Genomic DNA, 25,461 nt, shown 5'->3' with positions numbered 1-25,461 from the left:
GAATTTTTTGTTCCTCATTCTTTATTCTTCATCCCTCATTCTTTATTCTTCATTAAATTCAAATTTCCTTTCCCATTATATAGTCATTCATATAATATCCGTTTCCTATCGGGAAATCCCCTTCTCTCAGTTTTCTCATTCCCATGTGTTCGTAAAAGTGCATTGCCTTATTATTGCGGTTTACGTTTAATTCCAGCATACATGGCTCCGGGTGTACTTCCTTGATGTATTTTATAGCTTCACGAAACAGGAAACTTCCGCAGTGTGCTCCTTGATAATAGGGGAGTACATAAATCTTTTGCAGATGAAACAGGTCCTTGCCCTCCGGTTGTACGGATACATATCCTGCCGCTTCACACTCTTCATAGGCTATAAGGTACACATGCCCTTCTTCTTCCATTTGTTTGCGGATATTCTCTACAGAGTACATCCATTCCATCATGTATTCGATTTGCTCTTTTGAAAGTATTTCCTTATAAGTTTCGGGAAATATCTGCCAGGCAAGTTTGTGAATCAACTCACAATCAGCACTTGTTGCTTTTCTGATAGTAAACATATTTGTGGCGTTTATATTGTTAATCGGATACAAATATAGTATGCTTTGTGAATTAGTAGTATAAACTTAAGATATAAAAGGTATAAACCTTAGGTGTTATGGGTACAAAATACGACTTTATTGTTAATTAATATAAATATAAAGTACTTTGTAATACATAGTACTAATATAATACATATATTTGTGCCATGCAAAGGATGTAGGTATGGCATCTTTGTTGTACTTAGTAAAATAATTTAATAATATATGGATTATGGACGTTAATAATGTAAAGTCGCAAATGCGCAAGGGCATGCTTGAATATTGCATCATGCTATTGCTCCATAAGGAACCGGCTTATGCTTCGGATATTATACAGAAGCTGAAAGAGGCACGACTGATTGTGGTAGAGGGTACGCTTTATCCGTTACTCACCCGCTTGAAGAACGATGATTTGTTGAGTTACGAATGGATAGAGTCTACACAGGGGCCGCCGCGTAAATACTACAAGCTTACAGAGAAAGGCGAGGTCTTTTTGGGCGAATTGGAAGTATCTTGGCAGGAATTAAGTGACACGGTCAACCATATTGCCAATAATTAGTTGCTGATAGCTATATATAAGTAATAAATGAAAAAGTAAAAAACATACAACAATGAAGAAGACATTAACGGTAAATTTAGGTGGCACTGTTTTTCATATTGATGAAGATGCCTACCGCCTTTTGGATAATTATTTAAGTAATTTAAAGATTCATTTCCGTAAGGAAGCCGGTGCGGACGAGATAATCGATGACATTGAACGTCGTATTTCCGAACTCTTTGCGGAGAAACTTATTGCAGGTTCTCAAGTGATTACCATCGCTGATGTGGAAGAGGTGATTACCCGTATGGGAAAACCGGAAGATATGGAAGCGGAGAACGATAATGAGCCTTTTGCCGGCACCGGAAACACAACCCGTACTACAACACATCGTCGTCTTTACCGTAATCCGGATGATAAGTTACTGGGTGGTGTTATCAGTGGTATGGCAGCGTATTTGGGATGGGATGTGACTCTGTTACGTCTGTTATTGCTGGTTGTATTGATTTGTGGAGTGGGAACGTTAATACCGGTTTATATTGTTTGCTGGTTGGTTATCCCCGAAGCGCGTACGGCTGCCGAGAAACTGAATATGCGCGGCGAAGCTGTTACAGTGGAGAATATAGGAAAAACCGTGACTGACGGTTTTGAAAAGGTTGCCAATGGTGTGAACGATTATGTGAAATCTGATAAACCCCGTACTGTCTTGCAGAAGTTGGGTGATGCATTGGTTATGGTTGCCGGTTGGTTTTTCAAAATCTGTTTGGTGATATTCGCTATCATCTGCAGCCCGTTGTTATTTGTATTCGGAGTGGTATTTGTCGCTTTGCTTTTTGCGGCTATAATGGTGGCTATCGGCGGCGGGGCTGCGCTTATTTCGATGTTCCCTACTTTTGATGTGGTGTTGCCTACTTCTCCGTTATCAGCTATCGTCATGTATATTGCGGGTATTCTGTTGGTGGGTATTCCATTGGTAAGCCTTGTTTGGGCAATATTCAGCCAGCTATTTAAGTGGCAGCCCATGGCTTCCGGACTGAAATGGACTTTGGTTATCCTTTGGATTGTAAGTGCGGCTGTTTTTGGCATCTGTTTTGCAATGCAGGGGGCGACGTTTCCGATATTGGGTATCTTGGTTTGACAGGTGGAATAATATCTTGTTAACATTATGGCAGATATGAAGTTAACAGGATAGCTTACACTAAGTTAACATCATAGAAAAAGGAAGTTAACATCATTGTTGCGATGATGTTAACTTCCTTTTTTATGTTCTCTTTTATCTTTGTTATTTAGCCGGCTTCAGCCATTTGTCCAGCCATTCAAAGAATGTGCGCTGCCACAGAATACCGTTTTGCGGTTTCAGCACCCAATGGTTCTCATCGGGATAGATAAGCAATTCGGCGGGAACACCGCGCATAATGGCGGCATCAAAAGCTGCCATAGCTTGGTTGGCAAGAATACGGAAATCCTTTTCACCGTGGATGCAGAGGATAGGAGTATCCCATTTGTCTACAAAAAGGTGGGGAGAGTTGGCAAATGTACGTTGGGCTGTAGCGTTGTTCTTTTCCCAGTATGCACCGCCCATATCCCAGTTGGCAAACCATTTTTCTTCTGTTTCCAGATATTGCATTTCCATATTGAAGATACCGTCGTGAGCGATAAACGCCTTGAAGCGTTTGTCGTGATGTCCGGCAAGCCAGTAAACGGAGAAGCCGCCAAAGCTGGCGCCTACACAACCCAAACGGTCTTTGTCTACAAACGGTTCTTTGGACATTTCATCAATGGCGGTGAAATAATCTCTCATACATTGACCGCCGTAATCACCGCTGATGGCTTCATTCCATTCTACGCCGAAGCCCGGAAGACCGCGACGGTTGGGAGCCACGATGATATAGTCGTTGGCAGCCATAATCTGGAAATTCCAACGATAACTCCAGAACTGGCTGACGGGGCTTTGAGGACCGCCTTCGCAGAAGAGTAGGGTAGGATACTTCTTGTTGGGGTCGAAGTGGGGCGGATAGATAACCCATGTCAACATCTGCTTGCCGTCGGTGGTTTTCATCCAGCGTCCTTCCACTTTGCCCATTTCCAGTTGGTCGTAGATTTGCTTGTTCTCGAAGGTGAGTTGCGTTACGGGATAAATCTCTTTTACGGAATCGGTGCTGTTGTAATTGTTGCACACATCCGTACGGAATATGCAGACGGGGAAAGGTTTGCTGTCCAATTGTCCGATGGAAAAGATTTCGTCGCCCGCAGACATGGAGTGACGTTTGGCAATCATGCTGTTGCCGCATAAGGCCATCGAAGCATAGTCGTACATACCGTTGGTCAGTTGGTATATCCAATCGTCTTTCAGGTTGGTATTGTAGATTTGGGTTCTGCCTTGCCATACGCCCAAGAAGAAGATGCTTTGCGAATCTTTGTTCCATAAGAAAGCGTCTACATTGGACGGGAATCCCTGACTGATGAAACGTTTCTCTCCGGTGGTACGGTCCATTACACACAAGCGGTTGAGGTCTGCCTCATAGCCGTCTCGCTCCATACTCTGCCATGCGATGTATTTGCCGTCCGGAGAATATTGCGGATTGGTGTCGTAGCCTGCCATTTCAGCTTGCCCGTTGGAGGCTTTCGCATCCTTTTTGCAAAGGTTGATGAAGCCGCCTTTCTGTACATCGTATTCGTAAATGTCCGAGTCGGTGGAGATGGCATATGCCAGTCCGGTTTTCATGCGGCAGGTGAAAGCCACTTTATCCGATGTGGGGCTCCATACCAGTTGCTCGATGCCGCCGAAAGGCTTCATCGGGCTTTCGTAGGGAAGTCCTTCGAGGATATCTCTTACGTTGCTGATACCATTGCCGTCAAACTCGGCGACGAAAGGATGCGGGGCGGTTGTAACCCACTCATCCCAATGCTTGTACATCAGGTCGGTAATGATGATACCGGTTGCTTTGGGCAAATCGGAATGCTTGTCCGCAGTGCTCTGCACCGTTTTTACTTGGGCTATGAAAAGTAACTTCTTACCGTCGGGAGAGAAAGAAAAGCCTTCGATGTCTCCGTCATATTGAGTAAGCTGTTTACGTTCCGTGCCGTCGGGATTCATTTCCCATACTTGGCTGCTGCCGCTTTCATTGCAGAGGAAAGCAATCTTCTTACCCTCCTTAATCCAGGCTGGTTGGCTTTCCTGCCAATTGTCACGAGTGATTTGCTTGTTATTGTTGCCGTCTGCATTCATGACAAACAACTCGTTATTGCTCTTGTTTTCCGGTACACTGTAATAAGCCACCGAATAGGCAATCTGCGTCTCGTCGGGCGATACGGCTACACTGCCTATACGTCCCATTGCCCAAAGCGCTTCGGGCGTCATGCGTTTACCTTCAATCTTTATATCCGATTTCTCGATAAGCGCCCCGTTTTGTCCTGCGTCTTTAGTTCCGCCGCAGGATGCCAACATCATTGCTGCCGACATAAATAATAGGTTTGATTGTTTCATATATGTTTGAAGATTTATTTTGGTAGCGAAGATAGGGAATTAATTTAAATTTTCTTCAGACTCCATTTTCCTTTCTTCATGTAGAAGTAACAAAGCACCAAAATACCCACGGAATAAACTATTTCAGAGGTCCATGCAAATGCCACGTCCAATTTCAGATAGGCAACGATATATGTGATATAGCAGGTGTAAATCACCAGCGTTATCATTTCCAAAGCCAATGCGGTACGTGTGTTACCCGTTCCCGATACGGACTGGAAATAAACATTGGCCGGCACGAGGAACAGGTATGCGGAGCAAAGTACCCAAAGCGAGGGGATGGCCGCTTCCTGCAGTTCCGGAATGTCCGTATACACTCCCAATATCAGTTTGGGGAATAGTGCAAAGAAGATGGCGAAGGGCAATACAAAGGCATAGGCTATGCGTATGTGCTGCCGTATTGTTCCGGGTACGCAACTGATGTTTCCCGCCCCGATAAGGTTGCTGACCAGTGAACCGCAAGTAGAAGCAAATGCCATCATCACCATGAACATGATTCCGGATACGTTGCGGATGATATTTGTAATGGCGAGTGAACGTTCTCCCAAATGCTCTACATAGAGGAAGAGCAGGAACCACGTGGAGAGTGAGAGGAAATTCTGCACCATGGTCCATAGAGAAACGTTGAGCATACGTTTGAGTATGTTCCAACGGATACCCGGTATCTTGTCCAGTCCGTATTTGCGAATATCAATACGGTTGCGGGTATAGATGATGAAGAATATCAATGACACCAATTCCGCCATTGACGAGCCGATGGCTGCTCCGGCAATGCCGAGGGCGGGGAAGCCGAACTTTCCGAATATCAGGATATAATTGAACACGATGTTGCTTAATACCATGACAATGGAGTTCAGTGTCAGTGTTTTGGTTTGTGTAGTTCCCAGAAAAAAGGCACGGAACATTACTGCCGTAAAGGAGAAGAAGAAGCCGAAAACACGCCAGTTCAGGTAACTCATTGCCGCATCGTAAATGTGTTCGGAAGAGACAAGCCGTTTCAATATTGCCGGTGCAAAGCTGTAGCATACAGCAAACATGACCGCTGCCATTCCTACTTGAAAATAGATGCCTTGATAGAATAAGTTGCCTATTTCTTTATATTGTTGCTCACCGTTACGCCGTGCTATCAGAATTTGCGCTCCGATACTGAAACCGAATGCCACCATGAACATTACTATATAGAAGATGCCTGCAATGGCAGATGCTCCTAATTCTATTTCGCCTACACGCCCCAAGAAGGCTGTGTCTGTCATACCAATCATCTGCTCCATGAGCAAGCTGATTAAAATAGGGTAGGCTATGAGCCAAATCTCTTTGTAGGTGTATTTAGTTTGCATATTCGATAGATAATTTTTGGATATACTTGAAAAAATCATTTGATATACTTGATAATCCTTTTTGATATACTTGAAAAAGGAAAAGAAAGCCGGGCAATGCGAATTGTCCGGCTCCCTTCTGAAAAATATCTTGAACGGAAGTTTATTTCCTGTTCTGCTTTTCTTTCATCATCTGCTCTTGTTGCTTCTGCATTGCTTCAAGGCGGGCGGCGAAGCCGGTTTTCTTCATCTTTTTCGGATCCTTCTTCTTTGCCTCCAATTGTGCAAGAAGGGCTTCTTCGTTAGTGGCTTTACGCATGATGAGCGTAGTCACTACACTGATGAGCGTCGAAATGAAGTAGTAATAGTTCAGTCCCGAAGGATAGTCATTCAATATGAACAGGAACATTACAGGCATTAGATATGACATCCACTTCATAGCTGCCATTTGCGGATTGGCGCCTGTGTCTTGCTGCTGCATCATAAACTTGGTGTTCAGAATATTGGTTACTGTCATCAGCAAACAGAATAAACTGAGGTGACTGCCCAAGAACGGAATATGGAACGGGAAGTTGATGAATGCATCGTATGTAGACAAGTCATCGGCCCACAAGAAACTTTGCTGGCGAAGCTCAATGGCACTCGGCACAAACATAAACAATGCCATCAGAATAGGAAACTGAATCAGCATCGGCAGGCATCCTCCCATGGGGCTGACACCGTATTGACTGTAAAGCCCCATTACTTCCTGTTGTTTCTTCATGGCATCTTCCTGCTTCGGGTACTTCTTGCCGATTTCGTCAATTTTCGGTTTCAGCACACGCATCTTGGCTGAAGAAATATAGGTTTTCCATGTTGCAGGGAATACTACCGCTTTTACAATTAATGTCATCAGCAACAAAACGATACCCATACTCAATCCCCAACTCGACAACCAGTCGAAGATGTTGATGGTGAACCATTTGTTTATCCAGCGGATTAACGGCCAGCCCAGATATACCAGACGGTTGAGCTCCCACTTGTCTTCACGCCCTTTGTCAAGTGCGGTCAGTGTCTTGTAATGGTTAGGGCCGAAGTAGAAGAACAACCGGGTAGGATTTTTGCCACTCGGATCAAAAACAGTGCTCATTTCTGCAGAATAATCCTTGATATATCCGCTGCCTTGCGCTTCCATCTTTGAGTTTAACTTTGTCTTTTCAAAATCTGCGTCAGCCAGGAATACGGAAGAGAAGAACTGATTTTTGAAGGCAATCCAGTCCAGACGTTCTGCAACTTCTTTTTCATCATTCTTGCCGGCGGACAAATAATCGGTTCCGTCTCCGGTAATTTTATAAGTCAATTCAGACAAACGGTTCTCGTAGGTGTAACCCTTTTCTATCTGGCGTGCACGTTGCGACCACTCAATGTCTACATAGTTGGTGCTTGCCAGCTTGTCTTCCATGCCTACGGCATCTATTGTGAAGTCCACCAAGTACGTATCATTATGCATGGCATACTTAAAGTCGATATAGCTGGCACTGTCTGCAGACAAACGCATGGTTACGGTGCTGTCCGTACGGTTTGCCACTGTAAAATAGTAATCCTCTGTCTGTATCGTTTCCTTTTTGTTGTAGAAAAGGAAGTTCATGGAAGCGTCATCGCCGCTGAATAGGGTAACAGGCGTCTTTTTGTCCTGTCCCATATACTCTTTCAATGTAGCTGATGAAATACGTCCGCCTTTGGTGGCCACTGTCAGTTCCGCCAGGTTGTTTTGTATTGTAACCTGTGAGTCAGTTCCTTGAAGCGCATCAAAGAAGAGGGCGGCGGAGTCTGCCGTTTGAACCTCTTTGTCGTTAGCCAAAGCGGCTTCCGCCTTTGCTTTCAAGTCAGCTTCGCGTTGTTGTACTTGGGCTATGGAGTCATAATAGTGTTGTTGTGCTGCCAGCTGTTCCTTGCTCGGACGGCTTAAGAAACTGAATCCGACTAACAAAACGGCTATTAGGACAAGGCCTGTGATGGTATTTTTATCCATTTAATCAATTATGAATTATCAATTATTAAAATTAGTAATGATTACTTTTTTTCATTTTCAATCGCAGCTTTTACAAAAGCTACAAACAACGGATGCGGATGCAATACCGTACTGCTGTATTCCGGATGGAACTGTGTTCCGACATACCATTTCAGTTGCGGAATCTCTACAATTTCCACCAAGTCGGATTCAGGATTGATACCCGCGCATTTCATGCCTGCTGCTTCATATTCTTCCTTGTAAGCATTATTGAACTCATAACGGTGGCGATGGCGCTCCTGTATGTGTTCTGTGCCATAGGCTTCGTATGCCTTGCTGCCTTCTTGCAGCACACATTCGTAAGCGCCTAAACGCATGGTTCCGCCCATATTGGTAATGGATTTCTGTTCCTCCATGATGTCGATAACATTATGGGGAGTCTTTTCGTCCATTTCACGGGAGTTGGCATCCGCATATCCCAAGACGTTACGTGCAAATTCAATGGCTATGCACTGCATACCCAGACAGATACCGAATGTGGGAATGTCGTGTGTACGCGCGTACTTGATGGCTACAAATTTTCCGGCAATGCCGCGTTCGCCGAAGCCCGGTCCGATAAGAACGCCTGACATGCCTTTTAATGCTTCCGCTACGTTTTCGTCTGTCAGCTTTTCGCTGTTTACAAAATCTACCGATACTTTGCGGTCATTGTATGTTCCGGCTTGTGAGAGCGCTTCGCGGATAGACTTGTAAGCATCCTGCAAGTCGTACTTGCCAACCAATGCTATATGCACCGGTTCTGTTGTTTCCGCCTTGTGGCGGCGTTCGAGGAAAGCACGCCAAGGACCTAATCCCGGAGTGTCTCCGACAGGAAGTCCCATTTTCTTCAGGATAGTTTGGTCCAATCCCTGAGCTTGCATCAAGATAGGCACTTCATAGATAGTAGGTGCGTCGATACTCTGTACAACGGCATTCTCGTCTACATTACAGAAAAGCGCCACTTTTTTGCGTAAGTTGGTGCTCAATTCATGTTCCGTACGGAGCACAAGTATATCGGGCTGGATTCCGGCGCTTTGCAGTTCCTTCACGGAGTGCTGGGTCGGTTTGGTTTTCAGTTCACCAGCAGCTGCGAGGTAGGGTACATAAGTAAGGTGTACGCACAGTGCATCTTTACCCAATTCCCATTTCAGCTGGCGGATACTTTCCAAATACGGGAGAGACTCGATGTCACCTACCGTACCGCCAATCTCGGTAATAACGAAATCGAATTTATATTTATTGCCCAAGAGCTTTACATTACGTTTGATTTCATCCGTAATATGAGGGATAACCTGAATCGTTTTTCCCAAATAGTCGCCACGACGCTCTTTGTCGATGACGCTCTTATAGATACGTCCGGTTGTAATGTTGTTAGCTTTGGTAGTCTGGATGCCCAGAAAACGCTCATAGTGTCCCAAGTCAAGGTCAGCTTCATGACCGTCTACCGTTACGTAGCATTCTCCGTGTTCATAAGGGTTCAGTGTACCCGGGTCAATGTTGATGTACGGGTCGAACTTTTGAATCGTTACTTTATAACCTCTTGCTTGCAATAACTTACCGATGGATGACGAAATGATACCTTTGCCTAATGAAGAGGCAACGCCACCGGTGACGAAAATATACTTTGTTTCTCCCACAGCTATACTGTTTTAAATGTTTTCTCTAAAAATTAAAGCGCAAAATTATGAAAAAAAAGAGGAAGTACATAACAGTTTAGTGAAAACAATTATAAAAAGTGGAATATGCGTGTATAATAAGGTTCTGATAAACTTTCACTTCACTCCTTTTGTAATCTGAACATTTTGGTTTAATTTTGCGTTCAAATATAGATTTTAAGAAATTATGAGGAATAGACGTGTTTTAATAGGATTAGTTGCCGCACTATTTTCATTTCCGGTAATAGCCCAGGATTCTATAAAGAAACAGGCTGCAACGGAAAAGGCGGATACATTGTCGGGCATTTGGAGCCAAAATTGGATATTGAAGCTGCAACCGTACAATGAAGGATATCAATTGGATACAGTCTCGGTGTTGCATGAGAAATATTTTGGAGTGCTGAATTATTTAAATGATCCGGCCACTCCCGAACGCTATATTGCATACAACCCGGACTATTACCGTTTGTTTGTTCCCACTACCTATTATTATGCTCCAATGGAACGTTTGTCTCAGGTAAACTGGAGTTTTCAAAAGCCTGATACGGTACCGGCAATGACAAAAGAACTTTTACCGTTTGATACATTGAGCTTCTTGTCGAAGGAAAATGCCAATAAGATAGTAGACCGCGTGATGCTGAATACCTATGTTAATCGCCCGGACTTAGTGGTAATGACTGAAAAGGAAATTAAAAAAACGAAAGTTTTCAAGGATAATATTGAAAAGGAAGTTTCTTCCAAGCCTTCCGTTGCCAAACTTTTTGCCCAAGAAAAAATGATAGGGGTGAAAGAAGAAGCGGAGGTGGTGATACAGAAACCTAACTGGTGGGTCACCGGAGGAAACGGTTCATTGCAAATTACGCAGAACTATATCTCCGATAACTGGTATAAAGGTGGTGAGAGCACAAATGCCGTGCTTGCCAATTTGCAGTTGTTCGCTAATTATAATGATAAGGAGAAAGTTCAATGGGAGAACCTGCTGGATGCTAAATTAGGCTTCAGTTCCGCCCCTTCCGATGAGTTTCACAATTATCTGGTAAGTACCGACCAACTTCGTATTTATAGTAAAATAGGTATTCAGGCTGCATCTAAATGGTATTATACAATTACTACCGAGTTTAAGACACAGTTCTGTCACGGTTATAAAGCGAACAGTGAGGAGTTGGTTTCCGCTTTCTTTGCTCCGGCAGACTGGTCGTCCAGTATCGGTATGGATTATAAACTGAAAAAGAAGAAATTTAATTTGTCTGTTTTCATGGCTCCGTTGACTTATATGTTGCGTTATGTGGGCAATAAGGAGGTAGATGAAGTAAAGTTCGGTTTGGACGAAGGCAAGTGTGTCAAACATAATTTCGGTTCTCAAATACAACCGACGCTGTCATGGACCATTATACCTTCCATTGTGCTGGATTCTCGTTTGGATTTTCAGACCAGTTATGAATGGACACGTATTGAATGGGAAAATACTGTGAATTTTGTACTGAACCGTTATCTTTCCACTAAGCTTTATGTACACGCCCGTTTTGATGACAGTGCCAAGCCAACCGAAGGAGACAGCTATTTTCAGGTAAAAGAATTGTTGAGCTTCGGTATCAATTACAAATGGTAAACCATACATATTGTTAACGACTAAAAAGAACGCCCCGTTGAATGAAAACGGGGCGTTCTTTGTGTGTTTTAGTAGAAAAAATAAAGAAAAATCACTAAAAACGGGAAAATGAACGTTTACGTACACAGAAAAAACAATCTAATCCCTTGCAGTTCGCAAATAATGCGTAAATTTGCCGCGATTTGTAATGCACACTTTGCAAAATGGCGAATACTATAAAACATCAGGGTATTGTGGAAAACATAAACGGTTCTCATCTTCAAGTGAGAATTATTCAGACTTCAGCATGCGCTTCATGTAGTATCAAGGGACATTGCAGTTCCGCCGATACGAAAGAGAAGCTCGTTGATGTTACCAATGACAGCGAAACAGCCTATCAGCCCGGTGACCGCGTATGGGTTATCGGTGAATTGTCAATGGGAGTGATGGCGGTTCTGCTTGCTTTTGTACTACCTTTCTTTGTTTTAATTTTTTCCCTTTTTATTTTTATGGCTATATGGAATGATGAACTGAGTTCCGCACTTTGTTCGTTAGCTCTCCTTATACCTTATTATTATATATTGTGGTTGAACAAGTCGAGGTTGGGAAAGAAGTTCTCTTTTTCAGTCAAACCAATGAACTAACTAATACATAAAATAAATAATTAATAAACAACTAATTTATGAATGTAATTCTGATTGCAGTAATTTCATTGGGAGCTATAGCACTGGTTTCAGCGGCTATACTTTATGTAGCTTCCAAGAAATTTGCCGTGTATGAAGATCCGCGAATTGCGCAAGTGGCAGCTGTGCTTCCCCAAGCAAATTGCGGTGGATGTGGTTACCCGGGTTGTAGCGGATTTGCTGACGCTTGTGTCAAGGCAGGTTCGCTGGAAGGTAAGCTTTGTCCGGTGGGTGGACAACCCGTTATGACGAAGGTTGCCGAAATCTTGGGATTGGATGCAGCAGCTGCCGAACCTATGGTTGCAGTAGTGAGATGTAACGGAACATGTGCCAACCGTCCCCGTATCAACCAATATGACGGTGCAAAGAGTTGTGCGATTGCATCTTCTCTTTATGGTGGTGAAACAGGATGTAGTTTTGGCTGCTTGGGTTGCGGTGACTGTGTGGATGCTTGTCAGTTCGATGCTATCCACATGAATCCCGAAACCGGGCTTCCGGAAGTGGACGAAGCTAAATGTACCGCATGTGGCGCATGTGCTAAGACCTGTCCGAGAAACATTATCGAAATCCGTCCTCAGGGTAAGAAATCCCGTCGCGTGTATGTGCAATGTGTAAACAAGGATAAGGGTGCAGTGGCACGTAAGGCTTGTACTGTAGCTTGTATCGGCTGTGGCAAATGTGTGAAAGTATGTCCGTTTGAAGCGATTACTTTGGAAAATAATTTGGCGTACATCGATCCGAACAAATGCAAATCTTGCCGCAAGTGTGAAGAAGTTTGTCCGCAAGGTACAATTATCGCACTTAACTTCCCTCCACGCAAGCCGAAAACAGACATAGAGGCTCCGAAAGTAGAGGCATAATATTAAAGTAATAAAACGACTAAAAATACAGAATTGTATGTTGAAGACATTTTCAATTGGTGGAGTTCATCCACACGAAAATAAACTTTCAGCACATCAGCCTATCGTGCAGGCAGAGATTCCGGCAAAAGCCACAATCTTACTGAGCCAGCACATCGGTGCTCCTGCAAAGCCTATCGTTGCTAAGGGTGATGTCGTGAAAGTAGGTACAAAGATTGCCGAACCCGGTGGCTTCGTATCAGCTGCTATTCATTCGTCTGTCAGCGGAAAGGTCGCTAAGATTGACACAGTTGTCGATGCCAGCGGATATGCCAAACCCGCTATCTTTATTGATGTAGAAGGAGATGAGTGGGAAGAATCTATCGACCGCACCGATACATTGGTAAAAGAGTGCAACCTCACTGCAGAGGAAATTGTGAAGAAAATTGCGGATGCAGGTATCGTTGGTTTGGGTGGCGCTTGCTTCCCTACACAAGTTAAGTTGTGTCCGCCTCCGGCTTTTAAGGCAGAATGTGTTATCATCAATGCCGTAGAGTGTGAACCGTATCTGACTGCCGATCATCAGCTGATGTTGGAGCATGCCGAAGAGATTATGGTGGGTATTTCTATCCTGATGAAAGCCGTAAAAGTGAATAAGGCATTTATCGGTATTGAGAATAATAAGCCCGATGCTATCCAGCTAATGACGAAAGTTGCTGCCGGTTACGCCGGTATTGAGGTTGTTCCTTTGAAAGTTCAATATCCGCAAGGTGGTGAAAAACAGCTGATTGATGCTGTAATCAGTCGTCAGGTTGCTGCCGGAGCATTACCTATCTCTACCGGTGCAGTCGTTCAGAACGTAGGTACTGCATTTGCTGTGTATCAGGCTGTTCAGAAAAATAAACCGTTGTTTGAACGTGTAATTACCGTAACCGGCAAATCTCTTTCCAAACCTTCTAACTTCCTGGCACGTATCGGTACGCCGATGAAGCAATTGATTGATGCTTGCGGTGGTCTGCCCGAAGATACAGGTAAGATAATCGGTGGTGGTCCGATGATGGGCAAGGCTTTGGTTAATACAGATGTACCGACTGCCAAGGGTAGTTCCGGTATTCTGATTATGAATGATAAAGAAGCTAAGCGCGGTGAGGCACAACCATGCATCCGTTGCGCCAAGTGTGTAGGTGCTTGCCCTATGGGACTGGAACCTTACTTACTGGCTACTGTATCGGCTCACGGAGATTTTGAAAGAGTAGAGAAAGAAGATATAATGTCATGTATCGAATGCGGCTCATGCCAGTTCACTTGTCCTTCCAACCGTCCGATGCTGGATTATATCCGCTTAGGTAAGGGAAAGGTAGGAGCAATGATACGTGCACGTCAAGTAAAAAAATGAAAGATTTAATTTAGTATAATCTTATGAATAAATTAATCGTATCCCTTTCGCCCCATGTTCACGGTGGTGACAGCGTGAAGAAGAATATGTATGGCGTGCTCATTGCATTGATTCCTGCATTTCTTGTGTCGCTTTACTTTTTCGGACTGGGTGCACTGATTGTTACGGCTACTTCCGTAGCTGCCTGCTTGTTCTTTGAATGGGCTATCGGCAAATTCCTGATGAAAAAAGAAACCACAACCATCTGTGACGGTTCTGCTGTTATTACCGGTGTGTTGCTGGCATTTAATTTACCTTCCAACCTTCCTATCTGGATAATCATCTTGGGCGCTTTGTTTGCTATCGGTGTGGGCAAGATGTCTTTCGGTGGTTTGGGTTGTAATCCTTTTAATCCGGCATTGGCAGGACGTGTATTCCTGTTGCTCTCTTTTCCGGTGCAGATGACTACATGGCCAGCTGTCGGACAGTTGACAGCCTATACGGATGCTACTACTGCCGCTACACCGCTGGCTATTATGAAAGGTGTAATCAATGGCGCTCCGGGTATGTCATTAAGTGATATTCCCGCATCTTTTGACTTGCTGATTGGTAATAATGGCGGTTGCTTGGGTGAAGTCAGCGCATTGGCTTTGTTGCTGGGATTGGCTTATATGTTGTGGAAGAAGATTATTACATGGCATATTCCTGTTTCTATTCTGGTTACGGTGTTTGTTTTCTCCGGCATTATGTATATGGTTAATCCGGAAATTTATGTATCTCCGGTGGTGCAGCTGTTGTCCGGTGGTTTGATGCTGGGTGCTGTCTTCATGGCTACGGACTATGTAACTTCTCCGATGAGCCATAAGGGAATGTTGATTTACGGTGTTTGTATCGGTCTGTTGACGGTAATTATCCGTTTGTTCGGTGCATATCCGGAAGGTATGTCATTCGCTATTCTTATTATGAATGCGTTCACTCCGCTAATCAACACATATGTTAAACCTAAACGCTTTGGGGAGGTAGCGAAGAAGAAATGAAAAAGTTAGAATCATCCTTAAAGAATATGTTGCTGGTACTTACGGGCGTTACTGCTATTTCCGTAGCATTGCTGGCTTATGTAAACGAACTGACGAAAGAACCTATCGCACAAGCCAATGCCAAGACATTGAGTGATGCTGTGAGTGCCGTAGTTCCGGGTTTTGATAATGATCCGATTGCAGAAAAGAAAACTCAAGAGGTGAACGGTGTTGAATACTCTGTATATCCTGCCACAAAAGAAGGTAAATTCATCGGTGCAGCTGTTGAAGCAACTTCTATGGGCTTCGGTGGTGAACTGAAGGTTCTGGTAGGTTTCGATGCTGAAGGTAAGATTATTGATTACTCTTTGCTGTCGCATGTGGAAACTCCGGGATTAGGCTCCAAAGCCGCAGATTGGTTCAAGAAAGGAAATAAGGGAGATATTACCGGTATGAATCCGGGAGAAGCTCCTCTGACTGTAAGCAAGGACGGTGGTAAAGTGGACGCTATTACAGCTTCTACCATTACTTCACGTGCGTTTTTGAATGCCGTGAATGTTGCATATGCTGCATATGCTGGTCAAAATACGGCAGATAGTGCTACGGGAGCTACTATTAAAGTTGAACTCACTGATTCTATCAGTGCTAAATAAGAAAGGAGTAGAGATATGAATAATTTTAAAGTATTGATGAACGGGATTATTAAAGAGAATCCTACGTTTGTGCTCCTGCTTGGTATGTGTCCTACCTTGGGTACTACTTCGTCCGCTATCAACGGTATGGGCATGGGATTGGCTACAATGTTTGTGCTCATCTGTTCTAATGTGGTAATTTCGGCTATTAAGAACTTAATTCCGGACATGGTGCGCATTCCTTCTTTTATTGTTGTAATTGCATCATTCGTAACTCTGCTGCAAATGGTGATGCAAGCTTATGTTCCTGCGCTTTATGCAACATTAGGCTTGTTTATCCCGTTGATTGTGGTAAACTGTATTGTATTAGGACGTGCCGAAGCTTTTGCTGCCAAGAATAATCCGGTGGCATCGCTTTTTGACGGTCTGGGTATGGGGTTAGGCTTTACTATTGCATTGACTTTGCTCGGTGCTGTTCGCGAATTCTTGGGTACAGGCAAGATTTTCAACCTTACGATTCTTCCCGAAGAATACGGAATGTTGGTATTTGTCCTTGCTCCGGGTGCGTTCATTGCTTTGGGATATCTCATCGCATTGGTTAACAGCTTTAAGAAAGCATAATTTGTAATTCATAATTAGTAATTGATATTATGGAATATATATTGATATTTATCTCGGCAATCTTTGTCAATAACATCGTGTTGTCGCAATTCTTGGGTATTTGTCCGTTTTTGGGTGTATCCAAGAAAGTAGAGACAGCGTTAGGAATGTCAGCGGCAGTAGCATTTGTGCTTACTATTGCAACAATCGTAACGTTCCTCATTCAGAAGTATGTGCTTGATGCTTTCGATTTAGGATATTTGCAAACTATCACCTTCATCCTTGTGATTGCCGCATTGGTGCAGATGGTAGAGATTATCCTGAAAAAAGTGTCTCCTTCTCTATATCAGGCTTTAGGTGTATTCTTGCCTCTGATTACAACGAACTGCTGTATCCTTGGTGTGGCTATCCTTGTTATTCAGAAAGACTATGATTTATTGACCGGTGTGGTTTATGCATTCTCCACTGCTCTTGGTTTTGGCTTGGCATTGACACTTTTTGCAGGTTTGCGTGAACAGATGAGTCTGGTAAACGTGCCGAAAGGTATGCAGGGAACTCCGATAGCTTTGATTACAGCCGGTTTGTTGGCGATGGCATTTATGGGCTTCTCCGGTGTAGTTAAAATCTAAGATATATCCGGGAATTAGTATAAAGCGAGGAAACTACTCTCTCCATAAAAGCAGAGGGTAGGTTCTTCGCTTTATTTTGTTTTATGGGGAGTTATCGTACACGGTAGGGGTAAGATAATCTTTAGTTAATTTTCTCCTTCATGTATATATGTATTCTGAATTTATTTCCTTACATTTGTAGCCTAATGATAACCTAAAAGCTAAATTATCTATTTTAATATGAAAGAAAAAATTTTGGTTACAGGTGGAACAGGTTATATTGGTTCTCATACTGTTGTAGAACTTCAGAACGCAGGTTATGAAGTTATTATTATCGATAATCTGTCAAACTCCAGTGCAGATGTCGTAGATAACATTGAAAAGGTATCGGGTATTCGTCCTGTATTTGAAAAGTTGGATTGCTTGGATTATGCAGGTCTTGATGCTATATTTACCAAATATAAAGGTATTAAAGCAATTATCCATTTTGCAGCAAGTAAAGCTGTGGGAGAGTCCGTAGAGAAACCGTTGCTTTATTATCGTAATAATCTGGTTTCTTTGATAAACTTACTGGAACTGATGCCGAAACATGGAGTGGAAGGTATTGTATTTTCTTCTTCTTGTACAGTATATGGTCAGCCGGATCAACTTCCCGTAACAGAAGAGGCGCCTATCAAAAAAGCGGAGTCGCCTTATGGGAATACCAAGCAGATAAACGAAGAGATTGTTCGTGATACAGTTACTTCCGGTGCACCTATTAATGCTATTTTGTTGCGCTACTTTAATCCGATTGGCGCTCATCCTACAGCCTTGCTTGGGGAACTGCCCAACGGCGTGCCGCAGAACCTGATACCATATCTTACTCAGACTGCTATCGGTATCCGTGAGAAACTGAGTGTGTTCGGTGATGACTATGATACTCCTGACGGTTCTTGTATTCGCGATTTCATCAATGTGGTAGATTTAGCAAAGGCTCATGTTGTAGCCATTCAACGTATATTGGAGAAGAAACAAAAAGAAAAAGTGGAAGTATTCAATATTGGTACGGGACGGGGGCTTTCTGTTTTAGAGTTGATTAATGCATTTGAAAAAGCGACCGGTGTGAAGTTGAACTATCAGATAGTGGGTCGTCGTGCCGGAGATATTGAAAAGGTGTGGGCTAATCCGGAATTGGCTAACAATGAATTAGGCTGGAAAGCAGAAGTGGGTATTGAAGATACTTTACGTTCTGCATGGAATTGGCAATTGAAACTTCGTGAAAGAGGTATTCAATAAGAATAAATGGATTTGTTTTTATTAACAAATAGAAAATAAACAAATGCCTCCCCGCATTTGTTTATTACATGCAAATCAGCCTGAAGCTGCTTATGTGTATGTGAATATCCATAACCGGTACATATGCCTCCCCGGCATAGACAGGTAAGATTGCATAGTAGTTTTGTCGTGTTTTATTTTGTGTTTGTGTTGTGAATAAGCCTTGTCGAGAGACAGGGCTTATTTTTTTGTGTATTGGGATTGGCAGCTTTTCATGGCTCAGTAGAGATTATTCAGCCAACAAAGACCTGTTATATCCCTTCCACCCTTCCGAAACCTCCTGTTTATACGGGGTAGCGGGTGGAACGCGCTTTTTGCTTCCCCAAATGACGCATCTCAGCTTCCCAAACCTCACACCTCAGCTCCCTTAATCACGGGCATTTGTCCTGCAAACCACAGGCATTTGAGGAGCTGAGGTGTGAGGTTTGGGAAGCTGAGATGCGTCATTGGAATTACCGAGATGTGTAGTCTGTGATATTAGGTGCATTACTAATTGTTAATCAACGTTATTATATATGGAATAAATTGTTCCTATTGTAGTATAAAACGTTCAAAATCGTATAATTTATAGAAAAAAAGCTTCTAAGGAGAACAATTAGACGTGATTTGTTTATACATTTGTGAGGTTGCTTATGTAACTATTTTGAATGAACAAACAGCCTGGTGCAAATGTTAATAGGGCAAAGTGAAATTGAGTGATGAAGGACGCGACTTGGCTGGTAGAAGATTACACGCGACGACTTACAACTTTACTAGATAATAATTAAGAAAATAGAATATAAAAAGATTGCTTATGTCACAGATTATTGGACATATCTCTCAGGTTATCGGACCTGTTGTAGACGTCTATTTTGAAGGTACGGAGGCAGAACTGATGCTGCCAAGCATTCACGACGCACTGGAAATAAAAAAGAATCACGGTAAGAGGCTGATTGTAGAAGTACAACAGCATATTGGTGAAAACACCGTAAGAACCGTAGCTATGGATAGTACGGACGGCTTGCAAAGAGGTATGAAAGTTTACCCGTTGGGCGGACCAATCACTATGCCGATAGGAGAGCAAATTAAAGGCCGCTTGATGAATGTAGTAGGCGACTCTATCGACGGAATGAAAGAGTTGGATCGTGCCGGTGCATATCCCATTCATCGCGAACCCCCAAAATTTGAGGATTTGACTACTGTACAAGAAGTCCTTTATACAGGTATCAAAGTTATTGACTTGTTAGAACCCTATAGTAAGGGTGGTAAGATTGGTCTGTTCGGTGGTGCCGGTGTGGGTAAGACTGTACTTATTCAGGAATTGATTAATAATATTGCCAAGAAGCAAAATGGTTTTTCCGTATTTGCCGGAGTAGGAGAGCGTACCCGTGAGGGTAACGACTTGTTAAGAGAAATGATTGAGTCCGGTGTTATCCGTTATGGTGAAGAATTTAAAAAAGGAATGGAAGAGGGGCATTGGGACCTTTCTAAAGTAGACTATAATGAAGTGGCCAAATCGCAGGTATCTTTGATATTCGGTCAGATGAATGAACCGCCGGGTGCACGTCAATCCGTTGCATTGTCAGGTTTAACAGTGGCGGAGTCTTTTCGGGATATGGGCTCCGAATCGAACGGTCCGCGTGATATATTGTTCTTTATTGATAATATTTTCCGTTTTACCCAAGCCGGTTCTGAAGTATCTGCATTGTTGGGACGTATGCCTTCTGCTGTAGGCTACCAGCCGACACTGGCAACGGAAATGGGTGCTATGCAAGAACGTATTACTTCTACACGTAATGGGTCTATTACTTCTGTGCAAGCTGTTTATGTACCGGCTGATGACTTGACCGACCCTGCACCTGCCACAACTTTTACACACTTGGACGCAACAACCGTATTGAGTCGTAAGATTACCGAACTGGGTATTTATCCGGCTGTTGATCCATTGGAGTCGACCTCGCGTATTCTTGATCCGCACATTGTAGGGCAGGAACATTATGAAGTGGCCCAACGTGTAAAACAGATTCTGCAACGTAACAAAGAATTGCAGGATATTATTTCAATCTTGGGTATGGAAGAATTATCCGATGCTGACCGTACGTTGGTGAACCGGGCACGTCGTGTACAGCGTTTCTTGTCCCAACCGTTTGCTGTTGCCGAACAGTTTACCGGAGTTCCCGGTACAATGGTTTCCATAGAAGATACTATCAGAGGCTTTAAAATGATTTTGGATGGTGAAGTGGATTATCTGCCAGAACCGGCTTTTTTGAATGTAGGAACTATTGAGGAAGCGATAGAGAAAGGCAAGAAGTTGTTGGAGCAAGCAAAAAAGTAATCGGAGTATTTAATTTTCAATAGACTAAAGAGATGAAGGGACTGCATTTGGATATTGTGTCACCGGATAAGGAAATATTCAGTGGTGAGGTCAACAGTGTTACTTTGCCGGGTACGCTTGGTTCGTTTACTATATTATCGAACCATGCGCCTATTGTGTCATCGCTGGCAACCGGTGCATTGGCTTATGTTACAACGGATGGAGAAGAACATGTGCAGGATATTCATGGCGGTTTTGTGGAGATGAACGGCAATAAAGTTTCGGTTTGTGTAGACTGACCCTTTTGATTTCTAACCTTAAAATGATTTGACGTGAGTATTACAAAACGAAACTATTTGTGGCAGGTAGCGCTCTTGACCGTGTTGGTAGGTGGTATAGGTGGCTGGGTTTACTATTCAGTATTTCCGCATCATTATTTTGGTGGTTATCCGCTGATACCGATCTTCTTCTTGGTCTTTGGCGTATTTATGATAAACATGGTCGAAAGTTGCCGCTATCGGATGCCGGGACGTATGTTGCAGATATACTTACTGATGCGTGTTATGAGGATGCTTGCCTCTATTATTGTGATGTTGGTGTATTGTGTTGCGGTACGTGAGGAAGCCAAAGGCTTTTTGCTGACGTTTATCGCAAACTATCTGATATATTTGATTTATGACTCTTGGTTTTTCTTCACTTTTGAAGCTAACCGAAAGTTGAAAAAGAAAATGAGAAAAGAAAATGAAACAATTGCGTAACATACTAACCGGAGTATTATTGGTGATAGGACTGTTACTACCAGCTGCTGTGCAGGCTGATAGTATTCCTGCAGAACAAGAGAAGGCTACGGTGAACGTAAAGGAAATCGTATTCGGTCATATTGGCGATTCGTACGAATGGCACATTACTGCTTTTGGAAAAACGCAAGTTATTGTTCCTTTGCCTGTCATTCTATATAGCAATACAACGGGATGGCATATGTTCCTGTCTTCCCGTTTGGAAGAGAATGGTGGATGTTATGAGGGCTTCTCCATTGCTCCGGAAGGCAGTAGGTACGAAGGAAAATTGATAGAATATGATGCTGCGGGTAATGAGGTGCGTCCTTGGGATTTGTCCATTACGAAAGTTGCGTTAGCATTGCTTATCAATAGTGTGTTATTGCTCGTTATTATTCTGGGTGTAGCCCAATGGTATCGTAAGCATCCGCAAGGCAGTGCAGCTCCGGGTGGCTTCATCGGATTTATGGAAATGTTTATTATGATGGTGAATGATGATATTATAAAAAGTTGTGTAGGACCAAAGTATCGCAAGTTTGCACCATACTTGCTAACTGCATTTTTCTTTATTTTCATAAATAATATCATGGGATTGATTCCTATATTTCCCGGAGGGGCCAATGTCACCGGAAATATTGCTATTACAATGGTATTGGCTATTTGTACATTCCTTGCCGTTAATATTTTTGGAACCAAGACATATTGGAAAGAAATTTTTTGGCCGGATGTGCCTTGGTGGTTGAAAGTACCTGTACCTATGATGCCGTTTATTGAGCTCTTTGGTATTTTTACAAAACCATTTGCACTGATGATTCGTCTTTTTGCCAATATGCTGGCAGGACACATGGCTATGTTGGTGCTTACTTGTTTGATATTCATATCGGCAAGTATGGGACCTGTTTTGAACGGGTCGCTGACGGTAGCTTCGGTATTGTTCAATATCTTTATGAACGGATTGGAGTTATTGGTTGCCTTTATCCAAGCATATGTGTTCACTATGCTGTCCGCTGTGTTTATCGGTTTGGCTCAGGAGGAACACAAAGAAAAGGCGGGCGAGAAGGTGATAAAGTGATAAAATTGAGAATATAAAACATTAATAAAATAATCATTTAAAAACTGAAAGTTATGTTACTATCTGTATTATTACAAGCTGCTGCGGCAGGGGTTGGAGTTAGTAAATTAGGTGCAGCGCTCGGCGCTGGTTTAGCTGTTATCGGTGCCGGTATGGGTATTGGTAAGATTGGTAGTTCTGCCATGGAAGCCATAGCACGCCAGCCGGAAGCATCGGGAGATATTCGTATGAACATGATTATTGCCGCTGCCTTGATTGAAGGTGTTGCTTTGTTGGCAGTTGTTGTGTGTCTGTTGGTATTCTTCTTATAAAAAAATAAAATTATGTCATTGTTATTACCTGATAGTGGTCTGCTGTTCTGGATGCTCCTTTCATTCGGCGTGGTTTTTGTGGTATTGGCTAAATATGGTTTTCCTGTCATTACAAAAATGGTGGAAGGTCGTAGAACCTACATAGACCAATCTCTGGAAGTGGCACGCCAGGCTAACGCCCAACTCGCCAAATTGAAAGAGGAGAGTGAAGCGTTGATTGCTGCTGCGAACAAGGAGCAGGGACGCATCATGCGGGAAGCAATGCACGAGCGTGACAAGATTATTATCGAAGCACGTAAACATGCGGAAGCCGTTGCGCAGAAAGAATTGGATGATGTGAAACTGCAGATTCAGCAAGAAAAGGAAGAGGCTATTCGTGATATTCGTCGTCAAGTTGCTGTACTATCGGTAGATATAGCAGAAAAAATTATCCGTCGTAACTTGGACGAAAAGCATGAACAAATGGAAATGATTGACCGTATGCTGGATGAAATGCTGACGGCTAATCACTAATCAGTAACCTTTAGAAAAAATGGATATAGGAATTGTTTCGATGCGATATGCAAAGGCTCTTATGGAGTATGCTAAAAGTACGGGTACGGAAGACAGGCTGTATGCAGAGATACGTATGTTGAGCCGAAGTTTTGAGAAGCACCCCGATTTGCGTACTGCATTGGAGAATCCGATTTTGCCGATGCAGGAGAAATTTTCGCTTATCTGTACTGCAGCTGTGGGAAATGCTCCCGCTGAACGAGAGTTAACCCGTTTCATTACACTGGTATTAAGAAACAGGCGTGAGTCATTTTTGCAATATATATGTTTGAGTTTTCTGGATTTATACAGAAAGAGCAGGCATATCGGTGTTGCGAAACTGACGACTGCCGTGCCTGTAAGCCGTGAAATAGAGGAACGTATTCGAAATAGTGCTTCCCATTTGTTACATGCCAAAATGGAGTTGCAGACAGATGTTGATCCATCTATTGAAGGCGGCTTCGTTTTCGACATCAACGATTTCCGTTTGGATGCGAGTATTGCTACTCAGTTGAAGAGAGTGAAACAACAGTTCATTGATAAGAACAGGAGAATTGTATAACACTAATCTAATTAATCACTAAATAAAATGTTGTCTGAAAATATAAAAGTAAGCGAAGTCTCCGATATTTTGCGCAAACAGTTGGAAGGTATTGATACCCGTGTGCAACTGGATGAAATCGGTACGGTACTGCAAGTCAGCGATGGTGTTGCACGTATCTACGGATTGCGCAATGCCGAAGCAAACGAGTTGCTGGAATTTGACAACGGTATCAAAGCTATCGTGATGAACCTTGAGGAAGACAATGTAGGTGCTGTATTGTTGGGACCTACGGACAAAATCAAGGAAGGGTTCGTGGTGAAACGTACCAAACGTATTGCCTCCATTATGGTAGGAGAAAGTATGTTGGGGCGTGTTATCGATCCGTTGGGCGCACCGTTGGATGGCAAAGGACTGATAGGCGGTGAACTCTGTGAGATGCCGCTGGAACGTAAAGCACCGGGGGTTATTTTCCGTCAGCCGGTAAACCAGCCGTTACAGACCGGTTTGAAAGCCGTTGATGCTATGATTCCCATCGGTCGCGGACAGCGTGAGCTGATTATCGGTGACCGCCAGACGGGTAAAACTGCCATTGCTATTGATACCATCATTAATCAGCGTGCCAATTATGAAGCCGGTGATCCGGTATATTGTATCTATGTAGCCATCGGTCAGAAAGGCTCTACGGTGGCATCTATCGTAAATACACTGCGTGAATACGGTGCAATGGATTATACTATCGTTGTGGCAGCTACAGCGGGCGATCCGGCTGCATTGCAGTACTATGCTCCGTTTGCAGGTGCTGCAATTGGCGAGTATTTCCGTGACACCGGTCGTCATGCACTGGTTGTTTATGATGACTTGTCCAAGCAGGCAGTGGCATATCGCGAGGTGTCTCTGATTTTGCGCCGTCCCTCAGGGCGTGAGGCGTATCCGGGTGATATTTTCTATCTGCACTCCCGTTTGTTGGAGCGTGCGGCAAAAATTATCAGTCAGGAAGAAGTGGCGCGTGAGATGAACGACCTGCCCGAAAGTCTGAAAGGCAAAGTAAAGGGAGGCGGTTCATTGACAGCGCTTCCTATTATTGAAACGCAAGCGGGTGACGTGTCAGCTTATATCCCGACAAACGTAATTTCCATTACGGACGGACAGATATTCCTCGACACAAACCTATTCAATCAGGGCAACCGTCCGGCTATTGATGTGGGTATTTCTGTGAGTCGTGTAGGTGGTAATGCCCAGATTAAGGCGATGAAGAAAGTGGCGGGTACATTGAAGATAGACCAGGCTCAGTATCGCGAATTGGAAGCATTTACCAAATTCAGTGGTGATATGGACCCTGTAACAGCATTGACTATTGATAAGGGACAAAAGAATACCCGTTTGTTGGTGCAGCCTCAGTATAGCCCGATGCCCGTAGAGAAGCAGATTGCTATTCTTTATTGCGGTACCCACGGTTTGCTGAAAGATGTACCTTTGGATAAAGTGAGCGAGTTTGAACGCAGTTTCCTCGAATTCCTTGAAAGAGATTATCAACTGGAAGTGCTCGACGTACTGAAGACGGGCGTCATTGATGATAAGGTCTGCAAGAAGATAGAAGAGACAGCGGCAAAGGCAGCCAAGCAATTTATGTAGATGGCG

General features: G+C 43.3%; 24 protein-coding genes. 19 read left to right on the top strand and 5 right to left on the bottom strand.

Annotation, left to right across the window (positions count from 1 at the left end; translation table 11 throughout):
• Positions 1–58: 58 nt before the first annotated feature.
• Entirely contained in the window at positions 59–556 is a 498-nt protein-coding gene (locus tag DW121_RS14025) for a GNAT family N-acetyltransferase (RefSeq protein WP_117711767.1), read from the bottom strand.
• Positions 557–809: 253 nt separating this feature from the next.
• Here DW121_RS14025 and DW121_RS14020 point away from each other — a divergent pair, with 253 nt between their 5' ends.
• Both DW121_RS14020 and DW121_RS14015 read left to right on the top strand, forming a co-directional pair.
• Positions 810–1,136 (top strand): PadR family transcriptional regulator, encoded by a 327-nt coding sequence (locus DW121_RS14020; RefSeq protein WP_117711766.1) that lies wholly within the window; start codon positions 810–812, stop codon positions 1,134–1,136.
• 52 nt (positions 1,137–1,188) lie between these two features.
• Positions 1,189–2,253 carry a PspC domain-containing protein gene (locus tag DW121_RS14015; protein WP_117711765.1) on the top strand — a complete coding sequence of 355 codons (1,065 nt, stop codon included), beginning with the start codon at positions 1,189–1,191 and terminating at the stop codon, positions 2,251–2,253.
• Positions 2,254–2,397: 144 nt separating this feature from the next.
• On the opposite strand, the gene DW121_RS14010 is transcribed toward DW121_RS14015, so the two are convergent.
• From DW121_RS14010 to DW121_RS13995, 4 genes are all read right to left on the bottom strand, one after another.
• Positions 2,398–4,602: an alpha/beta hydrolase family protein gene (locus DW121_RS14010; RefSeq protein WP_233555818.1), complete on the bottom strand. Its 2,205-nt coding sequence runs from the start codon at positions 4,600–4,602 to the stop codon at positions 2,398–2,400.
• Between the two features lie 44 nt (positions 4,603–4,646).
• Positions 4,647–5,978: an MATE family efflux transporter gene (locus DW121_RS14005; RefSeq protein ID WP_117711763.1), complete on the bottom strand. Its 1,332-nt coding sequence runs from the start codon at positions 5,976–5,978 to the stop codon at positions 4,647–4,649.
• A gap of 142 nt (positions 5,979–6,120) precedes the next feature.
• Positions 6,121–7,968: a membrane protein insertase YidC gene (yidC, locus tag DW121_RS14000; protein ID WP_117711762.1), complete on the bottom strand. Its 1,848-nt coding sequence runs from the start codon at positions 7,966–7,968 to the stop codon at positions 6,121–6,123.
• A 41-nt stretch (positions 7,969–8,009) separates the two neighbouring features.
• A complete protein-coding gene (locus DW121_RS13995; RefSeq protein WP_117711761.1) occupies positions 8,010–9,623 on the bottom strand; it encodes a CTP synthase in 1,614 nt (537 codons plus the stop codon).
• Positions 9,624–9,828: 205 nt separating this feature from the next.
• Between DW121_RS13995 and DW121_RS13990 the strand changes: the two genes are divergently transcribed.
• The 17 genes from DW121_RS13990 to atpA all read left to right on the top strand — a co-directional run bounded on the left by DW121_RS13990 (position 9,829) and on the right by atpA (position 25,455).
• Positions 9,829–11,250, top strand: coding sequence for a DUF3078 domain-containing protein (locus tag DW121_RS13990; protein WP_117711760.1), 1,422 nt, complete (start codon positions 9,829–9,831; stop codon positions 11,248–11,250).
• A gap of 203 nt (positions 11,251–11,453) precedes the next feature.
• Positions 11,454–11,873, top strand: a complete 420-nt coding sequence (locus tag DW121_RS13985) for a SoxR reducing system RseC family protein (RefSeq protein WP_117711759.1) — start codon at positions 11,454–11,456, stop codon at positions 11,871–11,873.
• A 38-nt stretch (positions 11,874–11,911) separates the two neighbouring features.
• Positions 11,912–12,772, top strand: a complete 861-nt coding sequence (locus tag DW121_RS13980) for a Fe-S cluster domain-containing protein (protein ID WP_118324155.1) — start codon at positions 11,912–11,914, stop codon at positions 12,770–12,772.
• Between the two features lie 37 nt (positions 12,773–12,809).
• Positions 12,810–14,147, top strand: coding sequence for an electron transport complex subunit RsxC (gene rsxC / locus DW121_RS13975; protein ID WP_117711757.1), 1,338 nt, complete (start codon positions 12,810–12,812; stop codon positions 14,145–14,147).
• 23 nt (positions 14,148–14,170) lie between these two features.
• The gene (locus tag DW121_RS13970; RefSeq protein WP_118324153.1) at positions 14,171–15,163 is read left to right on the top strand and encodes an RnfABCDGE type electron transport complex subunit D; all 993 of its coding nucleotides are present in this window, start codon (positions 14,171–14,173) and stop codon (positions 15,161–15,163) included.
• Positions 15,160–15,795, top strand: coding sequence for an RnfABCDGE type electron transport complex subunit G (locus tag DW121_RS13965; protein ID WP_117711755.1), 636 nt, complete (start codon positions 15,160–15,162; stop codon positions 15,793–15,795). Before DW121_RS13970 ends, DW121_RS13965 begins: the two co-directional genes overlap by 4 nt.
• 15 nt (positions 15,796–15,810) lie before the next feature.
• Positions 15,811–16,395, top strand: a complete 585-nt coding sequence (gene rsxE, locus DW121_RS13960) for an electron transport complex subunit RsxE (RefSeq protein WP_117711754.1) — start codon at positions 15,811–15,813, stop codon at positions 16,393–16,395.
• 29 nt (positions 16,396–16,424) lie between these two features.
• Positions 16,425–17,003, top strand: a complete 579-nt coding sequence (gene rsxA / locus DW121_RS13955) for an electron transport complex subunit RsxA (RefSeq protein WP_117711753.1) — start codon at positions 16,425–16,427, stop codon at positions 17,001–17,003.
• A gap of 219 nt (positions 17,004–17,222) precedes the next feature.
• Positions 17,223–18,257 carry a UDP-glucose 4-epimerase GalE gene (gene galE, locus DW121_RS13950; RefSeq protein ID WP_118324151.1) on the top strand — a complete coding sequence of 345 codons (1,035 nt, stop codon included), beginning with the start codon at positions 17,223–17,225 and terminating at the stop codon, positions 18,255–18,257.
• Between the two features lie 832 nt (positions 18,258–19,089).
• The gene (gene atpD, locus DW121_RS13945) at positions 19,090–20,610 is read left to right on the top strand and encodes a F0F1 ATP synthase subunit beta (protein ID WP_117711751.1); all 1,521 of its coding nucleotides are present in this window, start codon (positions 19,090–19,092) and stop codon (positions 20,608–20,610) included.
• A 32-nt stretch (positions 20,611–20,642) separates the two neighbouring features.
• Complete coding sequence (gene atpC / locus DW121_RS13940) at positions 20,643–20,888, top strand: ATP synthase F1 subunit epsilon (RefSeq protein WP_117711750.1); 246 nt, start codon at positions 20,643–20,645, stop codon at positions 20,886–20,888.
• Positions 20,889–20,921: 33 nt separating this feature from the next.
• Entirely contained in the window at positions 20,922–21,347 is a 426-nt protein-coding gene (locus tag DW121_RS13935; RefSeq protein WP_117711749.1) for a hypothetical protein, read from the top strand.
• On the top strand, positions 21,331–22,437 hold the full coding sequence (gene atpB / locus DW121_RS13930) for a F0F1 ATP synthase subunit A (RefSeq protein ID WP_117711748.1): 1,107 nt from the start codon (positions 21,331–21,333) through the stop codon (positions 22,435–22,437). Before DW121_RS13935 ends, atpB begins: the two co-directional genes overlap by 17 nt.
• A 53-nt stretch (positions 22,438–22,490) precedes the next feature.
• The gene (atpE, locus tag DW121_RS13925) at positions 22,491–22,748 is read left to right on the top strand and encodes an ATP synthase F0 subunit C (protein WP_005653914.1); all 258 of its coding nucleotides are present in this window, start codon (positions 22,491–22,493) and stop codon (positions 22,746–22,748) included.
• 12 nt (positions 22,749–22,760) lie between these two features.
• The gene (atpF, locus tag DW121_RS13920; protein WP_117711747.1) at positions 22,761–23,261 is read left to right on the top strand and encodes a F0F1 ATP synthase subunit B; all 501 of its coding nucleotides are present in this window, start codon (positions 22,761–22,763) and stop codon (positions 23,259–23,261) included.
• A 19-nt stretch (positions 23,262–23,280) separates the two neighbouring features.
• On the top strand, positions 23,281–23,841 hold the full coding sequence (locus tag DW121_RS13915; protein ID WP_118324149.1) for a F0F1 ATP synthase subunit delta: 561 nt from the start codon (positions 23,281–23,283) through the stop codon (positions 23,839–23,841).
• A 30-nt stretch (positions 23,842–23,871) separates the two neighbouring features.
• Positions 23,872–25,455, top strand: a complete 1,584-nt coding sequence (gene atpA / locus DW121_RS13910) for a F0F1 ATP synthase subunit alpha (RefSeq protein WP_118324191.1) — start codon at positions 23,872–23,874, stop codon at positions 25,453–25,455.
• The last annotated feature ends 6 nt before the right edge of the window (positions 25,456–25,461 follow it).

It is taken from the genome of Bacteroides sp. AM10-21B (assembly GCF_003472565.1).
Taxonomy (GTDB): domain Bacteria; phylum Bacteroidota; class Bacteroidia; order Bacteroidales; family Bacteroidaceae; genus Bacteroides; species Bacteroides propionicigenes.
Note: the sequence above shows the minus strand (reverse complement) of the source record. Positions and strands in the feature narration are given on the sequence as shown.